The following is a 19,696-nucleotide window of genomic DNA, read 5'->3' as shown; positions in this document are numbered from 1 at the left end:
GTTTAGTCATGACCGGGAGCAAGGTTGCCGGAAAACGCTACCTTAGTATTTCCTTCTGCATGGATGCATCAGGCTGGCGGCATAAACGGGATTCAACGAAAGGCCGCTGGCTATATGACTGACAGGCAATAAGCTGCCTGTCAAAAGAGAGCCGCGAAACGCCGGGCTGAACGCCCGGCGAGAGAGTTAGCGAAAAACGCTGATCGCTTCAACCAGACGCGTGGCCTGGCGCGTCATACGTCCTGATGCTTCGGCGCCTTCCAGTACGCGCGCCGCGTTTTGATGGGTAATATCGTCCAGATTTTCTACCGCCTGGCTCACCTCGCTCAGGGCGGCCGCCTGCTCCGCCGTGGCGGCGCTAATCTGACCAATCAGCGTCGAAACATCCTGCACCCGCTCGACGATCTCCTGCATGGTGCTGCCGGTTTGATTGACCTGGCCGGTGCCGGTTTCTACCCGCTGCACGCTGGTTTCCACCAGCATTTTGATTTCGCTGGCGGCTTTGGCGCTGCGGCTTGCCAGATTGCGCACCTCACCGGCCACCACCGCGAAGCCTTTGCCCTGCTCGCCGGCCCGCGCCGCCTCGACCGCCGCATTTAACGCCAGGATATTGGTCTGGAAGGCGATGCTGTCGATCACGCTGATAATACTGGCGATTTTTTTCGAGCTTTCCGCAATCTCGCTCATCGTGCTGATCATTTCGCGCATCGATTCGCCGCCCTTTTCCGCCGCCTGGCTGGTGGTGACAGAAAGCTGACTCACCTCCGCCGCGCTCTCCTTATTGCTTTTTACCGTGGCGGTCATTTCATTCATGGTGGCCGCGGTTTGCTGCACGTTGGCCGCCGCCTGTTCGGTGCGCTGGCTCAACTCATCATTGCTGCGTGCCATCGCATCGCTGGCGCTCATTACATTAATCGCCTGCCCGCTTACATCATCCACCAGCCAGCGAAACATCAGGCCAAGCTGACCGATGGCGCGTAGCGTGGTGCCGACTTCATCTACCCGATCCATCAGCTCAACTTTATGGCTGTTGCCGGTGGCGACGTTGAGCGCCTGCTGACAAACCCGTTCGATTGGACGAGAAATCTGCTGTTCCAGCCAGGCGCTGGCGAGAAGTAACAGCAAAGCCATGCCGACGCTAAACATCCCCAGCGCGCCCGCCGTGACGCCCAATGCCCAGACGCCAGCGATAGTCAACGGCAGCAGCGCCAGCAGCGTAGAACGAATGCGCCAGCGCAGCGGCATGGTCTTGAATATGGAGCGCCAGCGCCGCCAGCCGCTATAAACCAGCAGGCCCTGATGCAGCTTACGGCCCTTATGACGTCCGGCACGAAAATCACCGTACAGCGCTTCCGCCCCATCGGTTTCCGCTTTTGTCGGTTTAGTACGCACCGACATATAGCCATGAACGGCGCCATTGCGCATCACCGGGATAGTATTCGCACGCACCCAATAGTGATCGCCATTTTTACGCCGGTTTTTTACCAGCGCTGACCAGGGCAGCCCCTGCTTCAGCGTGGCCCACATATCAGCGAAGGCTTCGGGCGGCATGTCCGGATGCCGCACCATATTATGTGGCTGACCGTTGATCTCTTCCGGGGTAAAGCCGCTGACATTAATAAACGCATCGTTGGCATAGGTTATGTAGCTGTTAAGGTCGGTGGTCGACATCAGCGTCGCGTCATCACTGAACGCAAACTCCTGATGTGTAACGGGTTGATTGTTACGCATGAAATGAATTCCTTAAACGAGGCACAGAGCCAGATGCGGTGAATAGATTATATTTTTTTATATTTTCGGCATTTCATGGGACGATCTTTAGTGGGGAAGCGGTTTATTTCGACAGGGGTCGCGTTTTAAGCGTTATGCCAGGCATTTGCGGGAAAAACTGGTACAAAAAATCAGGTTAATCAAAAATTATAAGATTTTATTTAGGGTAAAAAGATAAGGTTTTATAACGGGATAAAAACGAGGGCTCAGGCAGCTAACATTTTTGACCGCGTTAGTTAGCCGCCTGGCGAGCGTTTAAGGGTTTTGAGCAAGCGCCTGTTGCAGCGCCTGGCGAATGAAGCCCTGGTTCTGCATCAACAGACGGGTGGCTTCCGACGCTGAGAGCTGGCCCAGCACCATCAGGATGGCGGTTTTGCAGTGACCGTTACAGGCCGCCAGTGCAGCCTGCGCGTCATCAACGCTACAGTCGGTCGCCTGTCTGACAATATTAATCTGACGCTGCACCAGCTTCTGATTGGTCGCCTCAACGTCCACCATCAGATTACCGAATACTTTTCCGCTGAGGATCATCGCGCCGGTGGTCAGCATATTCAGCACCAGCTTTTGCGCCGTCCCGGCCTTCATGCGTGATGAACCGGTGATTGCTTCCGGCCCGACAACCGGCGTTAAGGCAATCTGCGCCACGCGCGCCATCTCGCTGTCAGGGTTACAGGTCAGCGCGACGGTAATTGCCCCCTGACGTTTGGCATAATCCAGCGCGCCAAGCACGTAAGGCGTGCGTCCGCTGGCGGCGATGCCGACCAGCACATCCCGCTCGCTAAACTGAATGGCCTGTAAATCCGCCGCGCCCATTTCCGCATTATCTTCCGCGTTTTCCACCGCCTGTAAAATTGCCCGGTGTCCGCCCGCAATCAGCCCAACCACCTGCTCACGCGGCGTGCCAAAGGTTGGCGGGCATTCACTTGCATCAAGAATGCCCAACCGCCCGGAGGTGCCAGCGCCGCTGTAAATCAGGCGGCCTCCCCGCTGAAACGCGGCGGTAATAGCCTCTACCGCCTGCGCTATCTGCGGCACTATCGCCTCAACGGCCAAAGCCACTTTTTTATCTTCATTATTGATAACGCGCAGCATCGCCTCCGTCGCCAGTTCATCAATGTTTTCACTGGCCGGATTACGGCTTTCGGTGATCATGCGTGACAGATCGAGACTCATAGCTACTCCCTTTTAAAGGCTAATGCAGGAAACCAGTTTTGACGCCTTATAATGAGCAACCCGCCGTCGGAATGAAACAGTGAATGGTAAACGATTCGCTACAGGCAAAAAAAAACGCCGCCCAGGCACGATGCCGGGACGGCGTTGAGGTTAACAGCGGGCTAGCGGACGGTTTGGAGCCGCAGCTGCTGTTCGTATTCTTTCGCCTGGGCAAGATCAAACTGATCTTCCCACTTGGCGATGACCAGCACCGCCAGCGCGTTGCCCACCACGTTCAGCGCGGTACGCGCCATATCCATGATGCGATCGACGCCAGCGATAAACGCCAGACCTTCCAGCGGGATGCCAACGCTGCCCAGCGTTGCCAGCAGCACCACAAACGAGACGCCCGGCACGCCAGCGATACCTTTTGAGGTCACCATTAGCGTCAGCACCAGTACAATTTCATCCGTCAGCGAAAGCTCAATCCCGTACAGCTGAGCGATAAAAATCGCCGCGATGCTTTGGTACAGGGTAGAGCCGTCCAGATTGAAAGAGTAACCGGTCGGCACCACGAAGCTGGTGATGGCTTTCGGCGCGCCGTAGGCCTCCATCTTCTCCATAATACGCGGCAGTACCGTTTCCGAGCTGGAAGTGGAGTAAGCAAGGATCAGCTCATCTTTCAGGATGTACATCAGCGTGGTGATTTTCAGCTTGCAGACGCGCGCCACCGCGCCCAACACCACGAAGGCGAAGAACAGGATGGCGGCATACACCAGCAACACCAGCTTAGCCAGCGGCCACAGCGAAGCAAAACCGAAGTTAGCAATCGTCACGGAAATCAGCGCGAAAACGCCAACCGGCGCGTAGCGCATGATCATATGCGTGACTTTAAACATGGTTTCTGAAACGGAGCGGAACACCTGCACCAGCGGATCGCGATGCTCTGACGGCAGCGATGAAAGACCCAGGCCAAACAGCACCGAGAAGAAGATGATCGGCAGCATATCGCCGCTGGCAAAGGCCGCGAAAATATTCTGCGGGATCAGCGACAGAATGGTAATCACCAGACTGTGCGCACCGCCTTCTACCTGCTGAGTGGTCGCTTCATATTTAGAGATATCCACCGTTGCCAGCGTCGACATATCAATGCCGGTGCCGGGCTGAAAAACATTCGCCAGGGTAATCCCTACCACGATGGCAATGGTGGTAATCACTTCAAAGTACACAATCGTTTTGACGCCGATGCGGCCAAGCTTTTTTGCATCGCCGACCCCAGCAATACCCACCACTAAGGTGGAGATAACAATAGGCACAACAATCATCTTAATCAGATGAATAAAAATATCACCGGCAGGCGAGAGGATATTGGTAATTAACCATTCACGATCCCCAGTCTGATTATGCAAAATCGTGCCAACGATGACGCCCAGCACTAATGCAATCAGTATTTGCCAGGCAAGGCTGATTTTAAAACCTTTCATAGTGTTTCATTTCCTTAACAAACCCTGGTTCCGCTTGGGAAGCGCGCGGACATTGACGCACATAAGGGAAATGGACAAGGTCCGGTAAAATCGAGGGTTATTGATGGTATCGCCCGGAAAAGGGCCGTTGATAAGTACCATTATCAGTGGGCGAAAAGCAACCTTTCCAGCAATCTCTTTCGTCTGATTGCGTTGCGGCAAGATAAATGCCTTTAGGTTATCGATTCACTAACTCTATGTTCTAAAAAGTAATATAGGACGCGATTTTAGCATAGCTATGCACTAAAACAGCGATACCGTTTGCTGTTTTTTTCAACAATTCGTCGCGTCATTACCTACACTTTATCAGTAAATAAAACGTTATTTTTTTACCATCAGGCTAATAAAAAACCTGCGTTTTTCATCGCGTTTACTATTCCCGTGATCTGTCGCGCAAAAAAGAAACAAAGCGCTGCTCCTCGCTGTCATTAACCTTTGATTGACATACTATTAACAACTTCAAGGAGATCAGCCATGAGCCAAATAATTAAGCACCCCGTTCCCGCCAGTATTGCGGAAAATACCCTGATTAATGCAGAACAGTACCAGGCGATGTACCAACAATCGGTGCAGGATCCCGATGCGTTCTGGGGCGAGCAGGGCAAGATACTGGACTGGATTAAGCCCTACAGCAAAATAAAAAATACATCCTTCGCCCCTGGAAATATCAGCATTCGTTGGTATGAAGACGGCACGCTGAATTTAGCCGCTAACTGCCTTGACCGGCATCTGCACGAGCGTGGCGACCATCCGGCAATTATCTGGGAAGGCGATGACGCCAGCGAAAGTAAAACCCTGACTTATCGCGACCTGCACCGTGAGGTTTGCCGCTTCTCTAACGTCCTTAAAGAGCTGGAAATCAAAAAAGGCGATGTGGTGGCGATTTATATGCCGATGGTGCCGGAAGCGGCTATCGCGATGCTGGCCTGCGCACGCATCGGCGCGGTGCACTCGGTGATTTTCGGCGGCTTCTCGCCGGAGGCGGTGGCCGGTCGTATTATCGATTCCAGCGCGAAGCTGGTGATCACCGCGGATGAAGGCATCCGCGCAGGCCGCACCATTCCGCTGAAGAAAAACGTCGATGAGGCGCTAAAAAATCCGGGCGTGACCACTATCAATCACGTCGTGGTGTTGAAACGCACCGGCAATGAGATTAACTGGCAAAGCGGTCGCGACTGCTGGTGGCAAGAGCTGATGAACAGCGCCTGCGCGCATCATCAGCCGGAAGAGATGAACGCCGAAGATCCGCTGTTTATTCTCTATACCTCCGGTTCTACCGGCAAGCCGAAAGGCGTGCTGCACACCACCGGCGGCTATCTGGTATACGCCGCTACCACCTTTAAATATGTTTTTGATTATCATCCGAGCGACGTTTACTGGTGTACCGCCGACGTCGGCTGGATTACCGGTCACAGCTATTTGCTCTACGGGCCGCTGGCCTGCGGCGCCACCACGCTGATGTTTGAAGGCGTGCCCAACTGGCCACAGCCAAGCCGCATGGCGGAAGTGATCGATAAACACAAGGTGACGCTGCTGTATACCGCGCCAACGGCGATTCGCGCCCTGATGGCCGAGGGTGATAAAGCGATTGCCGACACCAGCCGCGCTTCGCTGCGTATTATGGGATCGGTCGGTGAGCCCATTAACCCGGAAGCCTGGGAATGGTATTACAAAAAGATCGGCGACAGCCGCTGTCCGATTGTCGATACCTGGTGGCAAACCGAAACCGGCGGCTTCATGATCGCCCCCCTGCCCGGCGCGACCGAGCTTAAGCCGGGATCGGCCACCCGGCCTTTCTTTGGCGTTCAGCCCGCGCTGGTGGATAACGAAGGCCGGTCACAGGAGGGCGCCTGCGAAGGCAACCTGGTTATCGTTGACTCCTGGCCGGGCCAGGCGCGCACGCTGTTTGGCGATCATGAGCGCTTCGAACAAACCTATTTTTCCACCTTTAAAAATATGTACTTCAGCGGCGATGGCGCCCGGCGTGATGAAGATGGCTATTACTGGATCACCGGGCGCGTGGATGATGTGCTGAACGTTTCCGGCCATCGTCTGGGCACCGCCGAAATCGAATCAGCGCTGGTTTCCCATGCCAAAATCGCCGAAGCGGCGGTGGTGGGTATTCCCCATTCGATTAAAGGTCAGGCGATTTATGCCTATATCACCCTGAATCATGGAGAGGAGCCTTCTCCTGAACTGTATGCGGAAGTTCGCAACTGGGTGCGTAAAGAGATCGGGCCAATCGCCACGCCGGACGTGCTGCACTGGACCGATTCACTGCCAAAAACCCGCTCCGGCAAGATTATGCGTCGTATTCTGCGCAAAATCGCCACGGGCGATACCAGCAACCTGGGCGATACCTCAACGCTTGCCGATCCTGGCGTCGTGGAAAAGCTGCTTGAGGAAAAACAGGGGATCACCATGCCATAATCAGCGGGCGGCCAGTGGCCGCCCGGCGTAGTCAACAAGCGGCACGGCTGGATCTTCCAGCCGATAAAAAAACAGACGTCATAACACGATAAAAAATCCTGCGAGCTTTTCTTACCTCTGGAGACGCTGTAATGAACGACGCTATCTATGCCCGAATAGAGAATAGCGCGCGCTTTAAACTGCTGGTGCAAAAGCGCCAGCGTTTCGCGCTGATTCTGACCATTATTATGCTCATCCTGTATGTCGGTTTTATTCTGCTTATCGCCTTCGCACCCAACTGGCTGGGAACCCCGCTGCATGAGGGCACCAACGTAACGCGCGGTATTCCTGTCGGCATCGGCCTGATCGTTATTTCTTTTCTGTTAACCGGCGTTTACGTCTGGCGTGCCAACGGCGAGTTCGATCGTCTGACCCAACAGATCCTTAATGAGGTGAAATAATGAACGGGCTGAAACGCTTTACGGCGGGGCTCGCTCTGCTGCTTCCGCTGCCGCTGCTGGCCGCCGATGCGCTGACCGGCGCGGTGCAAAAACAGGAGACTAACTACCAGGCCATTATCATGTTTCTGGTATTTGTCGCCTTTACGCTGGGGATTACCTGGTGGGCATCTAAACGCACCCGCTCGCGCAGTGATTATTATACCGCCGGCGGCAATATTACCGGCCTGCAAAATGGCCTGGCGATCGCCGGCGACTTTATGTCCGCCGCCTCGTTTCTGGGAATTTCCGCGCTGGTGTATACCTCCGGCTACGATGGCCTGATCTACTCGCTGGGCTTTCTGGTTGGCTGGCCGATCATTCTGTTTCTGATTGCCGAGCGGCTACGTAACCTGGGGCGTTACACCTTTGCTGATGTCGCCTCTTACCGCTTACAGCAGAAGCCGATCCGTACGCTTTCCGCCTGCGGTTCGCTGGTGGTGGTGGCGCTTTACCTGATTGCGCAGATGGTCGGCGCGGGTAAATTAATTCAGCTGCTGTTTGGCCTGGATTATCATATCGCCGTGGTGCTGGTGGGCATCCTGATGGTGCTGTACGTGCTGTTCGGCGGCATGCTGGCCACCACCTGGGTGCAGATTATTAAAGCGGTGTTGCTGCTGTTCGGCGCCTCGTTTATGGCGATTATGGTGATGAAGTCGGTCGGCTTCAGCTTTAATACGCTGTTTACCGAGGCGATGGCGGTGCATCCCAAAGGCCAGGCGATTATGCGTCCCGGCGGGCTGGTACACGATCCGATTTCGGCGCTGTCGCTGGGGCTGGGGCTGATGTTTGGTACTGCCGGTCTGCCACATATTTTAATGCGCTTTTTTACCGTAAGCGATGCCCGCGAAGCGCGCAAAAGCGTTTTCTGGGCCACCGGCTTTATGGGCTATTTCTATATCCTGACCTTTATTATCGGCTTCGGCGCCATTCTGCTGGTGGGCGCAAACCCGATGTTTAAGGACGCCACCGGCGCGCTGATTGGCGGCAATAACATGGCGGCGGTGCATCTGGCGAATGCGGTTGGCGGCAGCACCTTCCTCGGCTTTATTTCAGCGGTGGCGTTCGCCACTATTCTGGCGGTTGTCGCCGGGCTGACGCTGGCAGGCGCCTCCGCCGTTTCGCACGACCTGTACGCCAGCGTATTGCGTAAGGGACAGGCCAACGAACGTGAGGAGCTGCGCGTATCGAAAATCACCGTGCTGGTGCTGGGCGTGGTGGCTATCGCGCTGGGCATTTTATTTGAAAAGCAGAATATCGCCTTTATGGTGGGCCTGGCCTTCTCGATTGCCGCCAGCTGTAACTTCCCGATTATCCTGCTGTCGATGTACTGGTCGAAGCTGACCACGCGCGGTGCGATGATTGGCGGCTGGCTGGGGCTGCTGACGGCGGTAATATTAATGATCCTTGGCCCTACCGTGTGGGTGCAGGTGCTGGGACATGCCTCCCCGGTGTTCCCATATGAGTATCCGGCGCTGTTCTCAATGCTGGCGGCGTTTATCGGTACCTGGCTGTTCTCAATCACCGACCATTCGCCGCAGGGCGCGCAGGAGCGCCAGCTGTTCCGCGCGCAGTTTGTGCGTTCGCAAACCGGGCTGGGCATCGATCAGGGCAAAGCGCACTGAGCAGCACGCTCCGGCTTTATTAGCAACTTCATATACAGGGCCGCTGCGGCCCTGTTTTTATCTGACGTCGTCGTTCAGCCGCCGCTTATCGGGCCGCAGCCCACATCAGCTGGCTAATCAGCGGGGCGATAATGACGGTTACCACGCCGGATAACATCATCACCAGGCTGGAAACTACGCCTTCCTGCTGTCCCAGTTCGTAAGCGCGCGCGGTGCCGGCGCCGTGCGATGCGGCGCCAAAACCTGCCCCTTTCGCCATCCCCTGTTTTACCGCCAGCCGCAGAAACAGCACGTCACCGACCGCCATCCCGAATACGCCGGTAATCACCACGAACAGCGCCACCAGATCGGGCTGCCCGCCCACCTGTTTTGCCGCCGCCAGCGCAAAAGGCGTGGTAATGGATCGTATCGCCAGGCTGCGCTGGATAATTTCCGGCAGCGCCAGCAGACGCGCCAGCCAGACCGAACTGCATACCGCGACCAGCGTGGCGGTAGCCACGCCCACCGACAGCGATAGCCAGTGCTGCCGAATAATCGTCTGGTTTTCATAAACCGGCACCGCAAACGCCAGGGTTGCCGGGCCAAGCAGCCACAGCAGCCAGCGGCTCTCGCTGATATAGTTCTGCCAGGAAATATGCATGATGAGCAGCATCCCCACCAGCAGCAGCGGCGTCAGTACCAGCGGCATCAGCAGCAGCCTGCGCCAGCGGCGATAGAGGCGCTTATTAAGAAAGTAGATGCACAGCGTGGCGATAAAACAGAGCAGGCTGATAATTAAATTATTCATGACGCGCCTGCTTACGTTGCGCCAGCCAGATTTCCAGCCGGTAAACCCGGTCAACCACCAGCGCCGTCGCCGCCAGCACCATCATCGTACTCAGCGCAATGACCACGCAGATACGCCAGCCTTCCGTTTTTAGCAGATCGCCGTAGTTGACCACCGCCACCACCGCCGGGACGAAGAACAGCAGCATTTCCGCCAGTAGCCAGCTGCCGCCCGCCTTCACCCATTTCAGCGGCATGACGCGCAGCGCCAACAGCGCCAGCAGCAATAACATGCCAACAATATTGGCCGGCAGCGGCAGATGCAGCCAGCTCACCAGCTGTTGCGCGCAGATAAACAGGCCAACATACATAGCCACCTGTAACGGCACCTGCAAACGTTGCAACCATCCCGTTTTCTGCGGGCTTAAGGCCACGGCCATAATTCCTTTCTCCCCCTGTTTCTGTGATGGATGTCATTATACGGCGTTGGCAAAGGGTGAAAAAAATGAATTAAAATTATCCAAACTATGCATAAAAGGAATAATTCATGGATGTTCGGGCGTTACGCTATTTTGTTGAGGTGGTGCGTCAGCAAAGCTTTACCCGTGCGGCTGAAGCGCTATTCGTTACGCAGCCGACCATCAGCAAAATGCTACGCCAGCTGGAGGATGAGCTGGACTGTACGCTGCTGCTGCGCGAAGGCCGTCGTCTGTACCTGACCGACAGCGGCCAGGTGGTTTATCAGCGCGGCCAGATAATTTTGCAGGAGTTCAAACAGCTGGAGCTGGAAATTGGCGATATTAATCAGCTGAAAACCGGCGAGCTGCGTCTGGGCGTGCCGCCAATGGTCGGTATGCAAATTGCCGGTTCCGTCTTTGCATTTCGCCAACGTTATCCCGGCATTACGCTAAAAATCGTCGAGTCTGGCGGGCTGACGGTACAGGAAGCGGTTCTGTCCGGCAGCCTCGATTTGGCGCTAACCGCCCTGCCGATAGATGAACAGCTGCCGCTGAATACGCTAACGCTGATGCGACATCCGCTCTGCGTGCTGGTGCCGCACGCCGCGCCCTGGCTGGAGCGTACCAGCGTCTCGCTGGCGGAAGTCACGCAGCATCCGCTGCTGATTTTTAACGAAGAATTTTCGCTTAACCGCCAGCTAAAGCAGGCTTTTCAGCGTGAAAACCTGACGCCGCAGATTGCGGTACGCAGCGGGCAATGGGACTTTCTGGCGGCGATGGTGCAGGCGGGCATGGGAGTGGCGATTTTACCGGAGCCGATCTGTCAGCGGCTGGACAGGCAATCGCTGCTGTGGCTGCCGCTGGAGTCGGAGCTGGCCTGGACGCTGGGATTAATCTGGCGGGAAGGCAGCTATCTTTCCCGCAGCGCTCAGGCGTGGATTGATTGCTGCCGCGAATACTGGCCGGGCGATGCGCCTACGCTGTCGGTATAGGCGGGCAAAACTGCCCGCCCGTCTTGCTTAATGATCTTTCTCTACCAGCAGCGCCTCCAGCAGGTCGAGATCGCGCAGCAATTCCTGCATGGTTTCATTGCTGATTTCCTGCGTGGCGCGCAGATGGTACAGCTCGGCGCGTTCGGCGCGTAGCGCGGTAAGACGGAAACGGCGTTCCAGATCCTCGGCGATATGCGCATTATCCAGGTCGCTCTGAACGTCGGCGCGACGGCGCAGGTTGCCGATCACGCGCGAGCTGACTTCTTTAAGCAGCTCATTATCCACGTTCTCTTCCGCATCGTGGGTCAGGCGCTCTTCCATTTTATACAGACTTTCAATCGCCACCCCGGCCATGATCGCCCGCGCCTGCCGCAGCTCACGGCGATGTACGGTCTTATCGATGCCATCTATACCGCGCAGCAGCAGTGGCAAGACGATCACGCCAACAAACAGCGAGAACAGAATGACGCCGGTTGCGAGGAATACCAGCTCATAACGCCCCGGAAACGCATCGCCGTTAGGCAGAAATAGCGGAATTGACAGCACGCCGGCCAGCGTAATCGCACCGCGCACCCCCGCCACGGAGGCGACCAGCAGCTCACGCGAGCTGTAGGTGCTGAACTCCATCGGCTTTTTACTCAGGAAACGTTTACTGATCCGCTGCATGGTCCACAGCCAGCCAAAGCGCACCAGCATTAACGCGGCGTAAATCAACAGAATATCGGTAAACAGCATCCACAGCTGTACGTTAGGATCGGCGTTGGCCTCGGTAATGGAGGTTTCCAGAATGCCCGGCAGCTGCAGGCCCAGCATCAAAAACACCATACCGTTAAAGACAAACTCCAGCATCTGCCAGACGCTGTTAGCGCGCAGACGCATCGCCAGCGGCGCGCGGCGCATAATGCCGGAACGGGTGATCATCATACCGGCTGCAACTGCTGCCAGGATACCTGATACGCCCAGGTGTTCCGCAATCAGATAGGAGGCGAACGGCAGCAGCAGCAGTAGTACGGTTTGCGTTGCGGGATCGTCACCGCTCAGGCGGCTGAACAGACGCAGCGATTTACCAAACAGCCAGCAGACCGCAGCGCCCGCCAGCAGGCCGCCGATCGCTACTTTCAAAAATTCCATCGTCGCGCCAGAAACGGTAAATACCATCGTTCCCATCGCCACCGCCACGGCAAACTTCAGCGAAACCAGGCCGGAAGCGTCATTCATTAGCGCTTCGCCCTGCAGTATCGACATAATCTTCTTGGGAATACGCCCTTCGCCAACAATGCCGGAGAGCGCTACGGCATCGGTAGGCGACAGCACCGCCGCCAGCGCAAAGGCCGGCACCAGCGGAATGCCCGGCACCATCCAGTAGATCAGGTAGCCAATACCCACCACCGTAATCAGTACCAGCACCAGGGCCAGGCCCATGATTTCCCGGCCATGATGCAGGAATTCATTGACCGGCGTTTTCCAGCCGTCGGCAAACAGCAGCGGCGGAATAAACAGCACCAGGAACAGTTCCGGATCGAAATCCACATGCAGGCCAAAGGTTGGCCATGCCAACAGCGCACCGGCGGCGATTTGCACCAGCGGCAGAGGGATCTGGAACGGGATAATACGGGCAGCTACGCCGGACAGCGACACCACCAGCGTCATAATGAGAATAGTAAAAAAGATTTCCATGTTTTCCTTATAGCCTCTTCCAACAGGCATATGTGAATCGATTACCCTGCGGGGTTACCCCATAGCAGTGTAAAACAAAACGACAGGGCAGTTAAAAACAAGGCGTGCGATTATTTACGCTTCAGGATATTTCTCTGTAAGTGAAATAAATTAGAGGAGAAGTGACGGAGAGGCAGGAAAAAAGCGCGGCACTGCGGCCGCGCCAGAACAATCAGAGCGCCCAGCCTCCGGCATAGAAAGCTACCAGGGCGATAGCGATAATTACGGTACCGATATTCAGCCGACGCCATTCGCCGGCAAACACCCGGCCAATCACCAGCGAACCGAAGCCCAGCATAATACCGGTCACGATGTTACAGGTCAGCACGATAAATACCGCCGTCAGCAGGCCAGACATCGCATCGACAAAATCGTTAAAATCGATTTTCGCAACGTTGCTTAACATCAGCAGCCCGACATACATCAGCGCCGGTGCCGTGGCGTAGGCCGGAACCAGATAAGCCAGCGGCGACATAAACAGAATCAACAGGAACAGCAGGCCGACCACAATCGCCGTCAGCCCGGTTTTACCGCCCGCCGCCGTTCCTGCCGCCGATTCGATATAGACTGCCGCCGGTGACGCCCCGACCAGACCGGCAAAAATGCTGCTGACCGAGTCGGTGGTTAGCGCTTTACCGCCGCTGATAATCTGCCCGTCTTTATCCAGCAGGTTGGCCTGCCCGGCGACGGCGCGGATAGTGCCGGTCGCGTCGAACACCGCCGTCATCACCAACGCCAGCACGCTCGGCAGCACCGCCGCCTGCAATGCGCCGCCAATATCCAGGCTGAACAGCAGCGACTGGCCGTTCGCATCACGCAGGCTGGGCATCGCAAATAAACCTTTAAAGCTGACGGCCGGATCGACCGCCAGGCCAATCAGGGAAATAGCAATAATCGTCAGCAGAATGCCGCCCGGCACGCGGCGCTTCTCCAGACCGAAAATCGCCGCCAGGCCAATCAGCGTCATAATAACCGGGAAGGAGGAGAAGTGACCCAACGCCACCGGCAGGCCGGGAGCCGGATTTTTCACCACCAGGCCGACGCCGTCCGCAGCGATTAACAGTAAAAACAGGCCAATACCGACGCCGGTGCCGTGCGCTACGCCCATCGGCAGATTGCGCAGGATCCAGGCGCGAATGCCGGTCGCGGAAATCAGGGTAAACAGCACGCCCATCAGGAAAACGGCGCCCAGCGCAACCGGGATGCTGATGTGCTGTCCCAGCACCAGGCTAAACGCGGTAAAGGCGGTAAGCGAGATGGCACAGCCGATAGCCATTGGCAGGTTCGCCCACAGCCCCATAATAAGGGAGCCAAAGCTGGCGACCAGACAGGTGGAAACGAAAACCGCTGCGGGAGGGAAGCCCGCTTTGCCCAGCATTCCCGGTACCACGATCACCGAATAGACCATCGCCAGGAAGGTGGTTAAACCCGCCAGGATCTCCTGACGCACGCTACTGCCGCGCGCAGAAATTTGGAACCAGCCATCAAGCGAGCGACGCGCGGGTTGTGTTGGAGTCGACATGAAAAACCTCATTATTTTTGGATAACAGCCTGCGCGGCGAACAAAGCGCACCGTTTTTTAATGTCCCTGAATAAATGCTGGCGTGAAATGAACAGCCGACGCCAGTTAAAAAAGCAAACGATTACTTCGCCGCGCAAATTAGGGCCGCAATAGCGGTCTGTAAAAAGGCAAACGATTATCCTGCCTTTATGGGCATATTTTCAACTACTGTTTATGTCGGAACCAGGATAATTCTCAGGTGAGAGAATTAACGTCGCGTTTACGTAGCTATTTAGTCGCCAGGTTCAGCTCACCGCCCTGCTGAATGGCGCGCTGCCAGGCGGGACGACGGGTGATACTGTCCAGCCAGGCCTGGGTTGCCGGCATATTATTCAGCCCGCCGCGCGCCGCCAGGCCCTGAACAGGGAAGCTCATTTGAATATCAGCCAACGTAAGCCGCTGACCGGCGAACCAGGGCTGGCTCGCCAGATGATGCTCGATAAACTGACGATGCGTGGCCAGCTGCTTATCGATAAAGCCCTTACGTACGCCGTTGCCGAAAGCCGCGCCGATGGGACGCAGCAGCCAGGGAACCGGCGGTTTTCCCATCCGGCTGAAGATCAGGCGCATAACCACCAGCGGCATCAGCGACCCTTCCGCATAGTGGAGCCAGTAACGGCTCTGCAGCGTTTCCTCTTCATTCTGCGGCGTCAGCCGCTGATGGTTGTCGTAGCGGCCAGCCAGGTATTCCAAAATCGCGCCCGATTCAGCCACCACGCGACCGCCGTCGCTAATAACCGGCGCTTTACCCAACGGATGCACCTGTTTCAGCGCCTCCGGCGCCAGCATATTCGCCTGACGCTGATAGCGACGGATTTCATAGGGCAGTTCCAGCTCTTCCAGTAGCCAGAGGATCCGCTGGGAACGGGAGTTGTTCAGATGATGGACAACGATCATGACGGATTCCTGTGGTTAAGCGCCAGCCTCCAGTATAGCGGCTACTCTTCCTCGCGCTGCGGATCGAGCAGAATTGCGCCGGTGCCCTTTTCCGCCAGTCGGTCGCCGGGGTTGCGCAGCGGACAGTCACGCATCGACAAACAGCCGCAGCCGATGCAGCCGTCAAGATCGTCGCGCAGGTGGGTCAGGGTTTCGATCCTTTTTGTCAGCTCGGCGCGCCATTGATCGGTCAGATCCTCCCACGCTTTGGGCGAAATACGCTTATCGGTCGGCATATGCGCCAGGCTTTCACTGACCGTCGCCAGCGGAATGCCGATGCGCTGGGCAATTTTAATAATCGCCACGCGGCGCAGCACGTCACGGCTGTAGCGCCGCTGGTTTCCGCCATTGCGCGTGCTGGCAATCAGCCCTTTCGCTTCATAAAAATGCAGCGCGGAAACGGCTACCCCACTACGTTTCGCCACTTCGCCTGGCGTCAGCACCGGTTTCGGAGAACTGTTTTTTTTCATTTTACGCTTTACCTCAAGTTAACTTGAGGAATTATACTCCCACCCCATTAACCCGCAATGCTTAAAATCTCATCAGAAGGACTTAGTCATGATGCATAACGACATTATTCATTCTCTGACTGACTGGATTGATCAGAACTTAGATAAAAATTTGTCCATCGATGAAGTGGCCGCCAAAGCAGGCTACTCCAAATGGCACCTGCAACGTATGTTCCGTACCGTAACGAAACAGACGCTGGGCAGCTATATTCGTGAACGTCGGCTAACGCTGGCGGCGGAAGCTCTCTCTCTGACGCAGCGTCCGGTATTTGATATTGCAATGCAGTATGGTTTTGACTCGCAGCAAACTTTTTCCCGCGTATTCCGCCGTCAGTTTTCACAAACGCCCACGGCCTATCGCCACAGCATGCGCCGTCAGAGCACGCTGCGTCAGCGTTCCGTTAATTATTCTCGTAACGACGTTATCGGCAGCTACGCCCAGCGTACAACCGGCATCTGCTGCCCGGTTAGCGGTTAAACAGGCACAAGGTCTGGCCCGACGTCGTTGCCGGGCCGGGTTTACGCTATTGCAACCTGCGGTTGGCTCTGGCTTGCCGTGCCGGTTATCAGCGGCCGTACTACGCAGGCTCACTGCTCCAGCTCAGTAATACTACGCAGCAAAATCGCCCCTTCATCGCCGCCGGGACGCGCCGCCATATCCGTTTTTTCCTGCGTACGCAGCCGCTGCTTCTCTGACCAGGACGCAGCCTGGGGCTGCGCTTTATGCTGCGCTGCGGTTAATTTTGCGCGGCCAAACGCGTTTTTGGCGGTGTTAATTTTTGTTCAAAATTTAAAAACCGGTGGTATAATGTGACCCAAGTCACATTTTAGTGCTGTACGCTCATGACGGTTAAAGAGTTCCTGACATCTTTATCGCCGTCTTCTCTTTCCAGGCGTCAGGGTTGATAAGAAACAGAGGTTGCATGTTATGGCTACGCTTACCGCCAGCCTTGTTGTAATGCGTTGGGAATTGCTGAGCGCCGTACTGATGTTTTTCGCCAGCACTTTTAAGACAAAATGTCGTCAGACAAGCCATCCGGTAATGGCCTTTGTTTGTAGCGGAATTGGCGTAGGCCTGACCTGCTGGTTTGTCGCCGGGCTATTAGGAATGACGTTCAGTATGGAAAATATGAATAATTTCCTGAACATCACCAAAGACGCGTTTATTAATATCATGAGCCAGACGCCGCCTGAGTGGCCGATGCCCTGATTTATTGCCAGCTAAAAAAGCGAGCTGCCCGGCTCGCTTTTTTTATTATTAACCCAACCGGACGTCGCTATACTTTTTTCAACATCCCCGGCAGCGTCACGTCGGTGACATCCGGCGAACCGATTGCCGTCGGCTGCATGATACGATCCTGCAGCCACATTTCACCCATCATACGATTCAGACCGCGATCGAGACCGGTCACCAGCCCTGCGCCCGGCGTAAAGGTTAATTCGCCAAACCACACCTGCTCTTCATGGATATACCAGTCAACGCGAACATAATCGAATTCTTTCGCCAGCGTTTTACTCAACGCTAATGCGTGCTCCAGCTTCGGCAACACTGGATTAAGATCGAGACCGGTATCGCGAATTTTGTACCAGGCTTCGTTCAGGTTATTCACGTAAAAGTTCATCGACAGCGCCGGATTGCCGCGGTTATAAATGACCTGCAACACATATTCAAAATTGCCGTCCTTTTTATTGAACATGTGGAATTTATAATCGATCGGCGCACTTTTCCCATCGCCAATATATTTTTCAACCAGAATGCGCGGTTTGATGTAGCGATAATGAATTTCACGCGCTTCTTCGGAAAAATCTTTACGCAACCATTCCTGGCAGCGATTAATAATCAGCTGCTTTTGCAGGCTGTCCGGCTCTTCTAACAAAATTTCTACCATGTTAGAGCCGTGGTTAGGCTTAACCACCGTGTTCTTCAGGCCTGGCAAACTCAGCAGCGTCGTCGGATCGCTGGTCTCATGCACCAACGGGATCAGATACTCTTCGCCAATCGCATCAGCAATATAGTCGCGCACCGTGAACTTATCGGAAAGCCTGCCGTAACGAGCGTAGTCGCCGTTTACAAACTTACGATACATAACCTTTTCGTTAAACAGCCTGGGTTCACGGATGTTGGGTAGTCTTTTAAATTTACGAAAATAGTGAATGCGATCCTGGTATGCCCACGGCATTTTTTTAACAAAATAAAGAACGCTTCTTCTTAATTCATCTTTAAACTTAGACATTTTAACCTCATTTGTAAGTTTTGTAGTTGAGTGAGGAAACGTGGATCTTGTGGATGACGCCATGTTTAAAGAAGTAATTCATTACGGTCAGGGACAGAACTTCTGTGATTAAAACGCTCCACGCTGCGCCAACCAAACCGAAGCTGGTAATTAATAACCAAGCCAACGGCACGCTGATTAACATCAGACAGAGAATTTTCTTCAACAGATAATTAAAACCTCCTTCTTTGACCATATAACGATATGCTACTGTCCCCATTGACGAAAAGCAGGTTGCTAATGACAACAACGTAATGAGACTTCCCGATCGTGTGTAATCTTCCCCATAAAGGGTAATAATGATCTTCTCACCGTAAAGGGATACGATAAGCAGCATCAATAGTGAAATAACCATGACATAGCCATTCAAACGCGCGGTCAGTTTTAACGCTTTTTCCGACTGCTCTCTGAATATTTCGGTAAAACTTGAGGTAATAATTGCCGCAGGAATAAATATCCATGATGCTGAGATAATATTCGCCGCGTTAAATAGCCCAACATCCTTTGCAGTCCCTACGCTGACCAGGAAGAATTGCGCCATTTTTATCTGTATTGAAATAAATATGCTCGAAATAGCTAAAGGCAGACCGGCATATATTAAATAACGCAGATAGTTGCCGCTTTTGCCATGCGGCGGTTCTTCATCGCTGTAACGCTGATAAAAGCTGTACCGTTTAATCAGATACGGCACCAGCGTGACGGCCACAATCGACAGCGTCAACCACAGCGGGCTCAGCTTCAGCCAGGCGATGCTAAAACTAATAGCAAAGCTCAGCAGCATACCCGCCGTATTGGCAATGGTATTAAAGCGCGACGCCAGTTGGGCATTATTAAAAACGCTAAACGTGTCCTGCGTAACAAACAGCGCCGCCATAAACGAAGCCAGCGCAAAGGCGAGATAGTTCTCGCGCATGTGGTAGTACATCCATACCAAAAGCGGCAAGGAGAGCAGCAGCAATAAAGCCAAACGCAGCTTTTTGGCGATGGTCATCAGACGCATCCCTTTCTGCGCGTTTTTGCTGATGCGCTTAAACAGAAGGGTTTCAGTGCCAAAAATTGCAATAGTTTGCACCACTGAGAACAGCGATGTTGAAAAAGACATCTGACCAAACACCGTAGGTCCAAAAGATTTTGCTACATAAGACGTGACAAAAATGACGCCAAATATGGAAACAAATTTTTCAGATATCATCCAGGCGGCATTGGACATCACACTGTATTTCATCGACGCATCCTTTGTATTTCAACTACTCACATATGAAAACGACATCCGTGTTTAAAACGTACAATTACGCACAGTGAACTCTGGCGACACAAGATTAGAAACCACATCTCATTAACGGTTATTTTAATAACGGTTATTTGCCTTTTCTTGAGATTTTTCTCATAGGCTATCTGATAAAAAATGGCCTTTTCAATTTTGTGTAAACGATTTCATAAAATTTATTTTTTGATGACCACCCTGGCACAAATTTACCGTTACGCAAGTTCATTGGGTAGCGCCAGCTTA

At 54.4% G+C, this 19,696-nt stretch carries 17 protein-coding genes; 6 read left to right on the top strand and 11 right to left on the bottom strand.

The window, feature by feature from the left end; translation table 11 throughout:
* Positions 1 to 186 precede the first annotated feature (186 nt).
* From COO59_RS07005 to gltP, 3 genes are all read right to left on the bottom strand, one after another.
* Positions 187 to 1,731 carry a methyl-accepting chemotaxis protein gene (locus COO59_RS07005; protein ID WP_103059101.1) on the bottom strand — a complete coding sequence of 515 codons (1,545 nt, stop codon included), beginning with the start codon at positions 1,729 to 1,731 and terminating at the stop codon, positions 187 to 189.
* Between the two features lie 294 nt (positions 1,732 to 2,025).
* Positions 2,026 to 2,943 carry an N-acetylmuramic acid 6-phosphate etherase gene (gene murQ / locus COO59_RS07000; RefSeq protein WP_103059100.1) on the bottom strand — a complete coding sequence of 306 codons (918 nt, stop codon included), beginning with the start codon at positions 2,941 to 2,943 and terminating at the stop codon, positions 2,026 to 2,028.
* 161 nt (positions 2,944 to 3,104) lie between these two features.
* The gene (gene gltP / locus COO59_RS06995) at positions 3,105 to 4,406 is read right to left on the bottom strand and encodes a glutamate/aspartate:proton symporter GltP (RefSeq protein ID WP_103059099.1); all 1,302 of its coding nucleotides are present in this window, start codon (positions 4,404 to 4,406) and stop codon (positions 3,105 to 3,107) included.
* Positions 4,407 to 4,919: 513 nt separating this feature from the next.
* Between gltP and acs the strand changes: the two genes are divergently transcribed.
* The 3 genes from acs (at position 4,920) to actP (ending at position 8,976) form a co-directional block, all read left to right on the top strand.
* Positions 4,920 to 6,875 carry an acetate--CoA ligase gene (acs, locus tag COO59_RS06990; RefSeq protein WP_103059098.1) on the top strand — a complete coding sequence of 652 codons (1,956 nt, stop codon included), beginning with the start codon at positions 4,920 to 4,922 and terminating at the stop codon, positions 6,873 to 6,875.
* 131 nt (positions 6,876 to 7,006) lie between these two features.
* The gene (locus COO59_RS06985) at positions 7,007 to 7,315 is read left to right on the top strand and encodes a DUF485 domain-containing protein (RefSeq protein WP_103059097.1); all 309 of its coding nucleotides are present in this window, start codon (positions 7,007 to 7,009) and stop codon (positions 7,313 to 7,315) included.
* A complete protein-coding gene (gene actP / locus COO59_RS06980; protein WP_103059096.1) occupies positions 7,315 to 8,976 on the top strand; it encodes a cation/acetate symporter ActP in 1,662 nt (553 codons plus the stop codon). Before COO59_RS06985 ends, actP begins: the two co-directional genes overlap by 1 nt.
* An 85-nt stretch (positions 8,977 to 9,061) precedes the next feature.
* On the opposite strand, the gene COO59_RS06975 is transcribed toward actP, so the two are convergent.
* Positions 9,062 to 9,763 (bottom strand): LrgB family protein, encoded by a 702-nt coding sequence (locus COO59_RS06975; protein WP_103059095.1) that lies wholly within the window; start codon positions 9,761 to 9,763, stop codon positions 9,062 to 9,064.
* Positions 9,756 to 10,181 (bottom strand): CidA/LrgA family protein, encoded by a 426-nt coding sequence (locus COO59_RS06970; RefSeq protein ID WP_103059094.1) that lies wholly within the window; start codon positions 10,179 to 10,181, stop codon positions 9,756 to 9,758. Before COO59_RS06970 ends, COO59_RS06975 begins: the two co-directional genes overlap by 8 nt.
* A 107-nt stretch (positions 10,182 to 10,288) precedes the next feature.
* On the opposite strand from COO59_RS06970, the gene COO59_RS06965 reads away from it, so the two are divergent.
* Positions 10,289 to 11,191: a LysR family transcriptional regulator gene (locus COO59_RS06965; protein ID WP_103059093.1), complete on the top strand. Its 903-nt coding sequence runs from the start codon at positions 10,289 to 10,291 to the stop codon at positions 11,189 to 11,191.
* A gap of 27 nt (positions 11,192 to 11,218) precedes the next feature.
* On the opposite strand, the gene COO59_RS06960 is transcribed toward COO59_RS06965, so the two are convergent.
* The 4 genes from COO59_RS06960 to soxR all read right to left on the bottom strand — a co-directional run bounded on the left by COO59_RS06960 (position 11,219) and on the right by soxR (position 15,874).
* Positions 11,219 to 12,868 (bottom strand): Na+/H+ antiporter, encoded by a 1,650-nt coding sequence (locus COO59_RS06960; protein WP_103059092.1) that lies wholly within the window; start codon positions 12,866 to 12,868, stop codon positions 11,219 to 11,221.
* Positions 12,869 to 13,079: 211 nt separating this feature from the next.
* Positions 13,080 to 14,429: an NCS2 family permease gene (locus COO59_RS06955; protein WP_103059091.1), complete on the bottom strand. Its 1,350-nt coding sequence runs from the start codon at positions 14,427 to 14,429 to the stop codon at positions 13,080 to 13,082.
* A gap of 267 nt (positions 14,430 to 14,696) precedes the next feature.
* Positions 14,697 to 15,365: a glutathione S-transferase gene (locus COO59_RS06950; RefSeq protein WP_103059090.1), complete on the bottom strand. Its 669-nt coding sequence runs from the start codon at positions 15,363 to 15,365 to the stop codon at positions 14,697 to 14,699.
* A gap of 41 nt (positions 15,366 to 15,406) precedes the next feature.
* The gene (gene soxR, locus COO59_RS06945) at positions 15,407 to 15,874 is read right to left on the bottom strand and encodes a redox-sensitive transcriptional activator SoxR (protein ID WP_103059089.1); all 468 of its coding nucleotides are present in this window, start codon (positions 15,872 to 15,874) and stop codon (positions 15,407 to 15,409) included.
* 88 nt (positions 15,875 to 15,962) lie between these two features.
* Here soxR and soxS point away from each other — a divergent pair, with 88 nt between their 5' ends.
* Both soxS and COO59_RS06930 read left to right on the top strand, forming a co-directional pair.
* Positions 15,963 to 16,391: a superoxide response transcriptional regulator SoxS gene (gene soxS, locus COO59_RS06940; RefSeq protein ID WP_103059088.1), complete on the top strand. Its 429-nt coding sequence runs from the start codon at positions 15,963 to 15,965 to the stop codon at positions 16,389 to 16,391.
* Between the two features lie 450 nt (positions 16,392 to 16,841).
* On the top strand, positions 16,842 to 17,123 hold the full coding sequence (locus COO59_RS06930; RefSeq protein WP_103059086.1) for a YjcB family protein: 282 nt from the start codon (positions 16,842 to 16,844) through the stop codon (positions 17,121 to 17,123).
* Positions 17,124 to 17,190: 67 nt separating this feature from the next.
* Here the strand turns inward: COO59_RS06930 and COO59_RS06925 are convergent, their stop codons facing one another.
* Together COO59_RS06925 and COO59_RS06920 are read right to left on the bottom strand one after the other, a co-directional pair.
* On the bottom strand, positions 17,191 to 18,147 hold the full coding sequence (locus tag COO59_RS06925) for an ATP-grasp fold amidoligase family protein (RefSeq protein WP_103059085.1): 957 nt from the start codon (positions 18,145 to 18,147) through the stop codon (positions 17,191 to 17,193).
* A gap of 7 nt (positions 18,148 to 18,154) precedes the next feature.
* A complete protein-coding gene (locus COO59_RS06920) occupies positions 18,155 to 19,411 on the bottom strand; it encodes an oligosaccharide flippase family protein (RefSeq protein WP_103059084.1) in 1,257 nt (418 codons plus the stop codon).
* Positions 19,412 to 19,696 lie beyond the last annotated feature (285 nt).

The sequence above is a fragment of the Mixta theicola genome (assembly GCF_002895925.1).
In the GTDB taxonomy this organism is placed as follows: Bacteria; Pseudomonadota; Gammaproteobacteria; order Enterobacterales; family Enterobacteriaceae; genus Mixta; species Mixta theicola.
The sequence above is the reverse complement of the archived record's forward strand: the minus strand, read 5'-3'. Positions and strand labels throughout refer to the sequence as shown.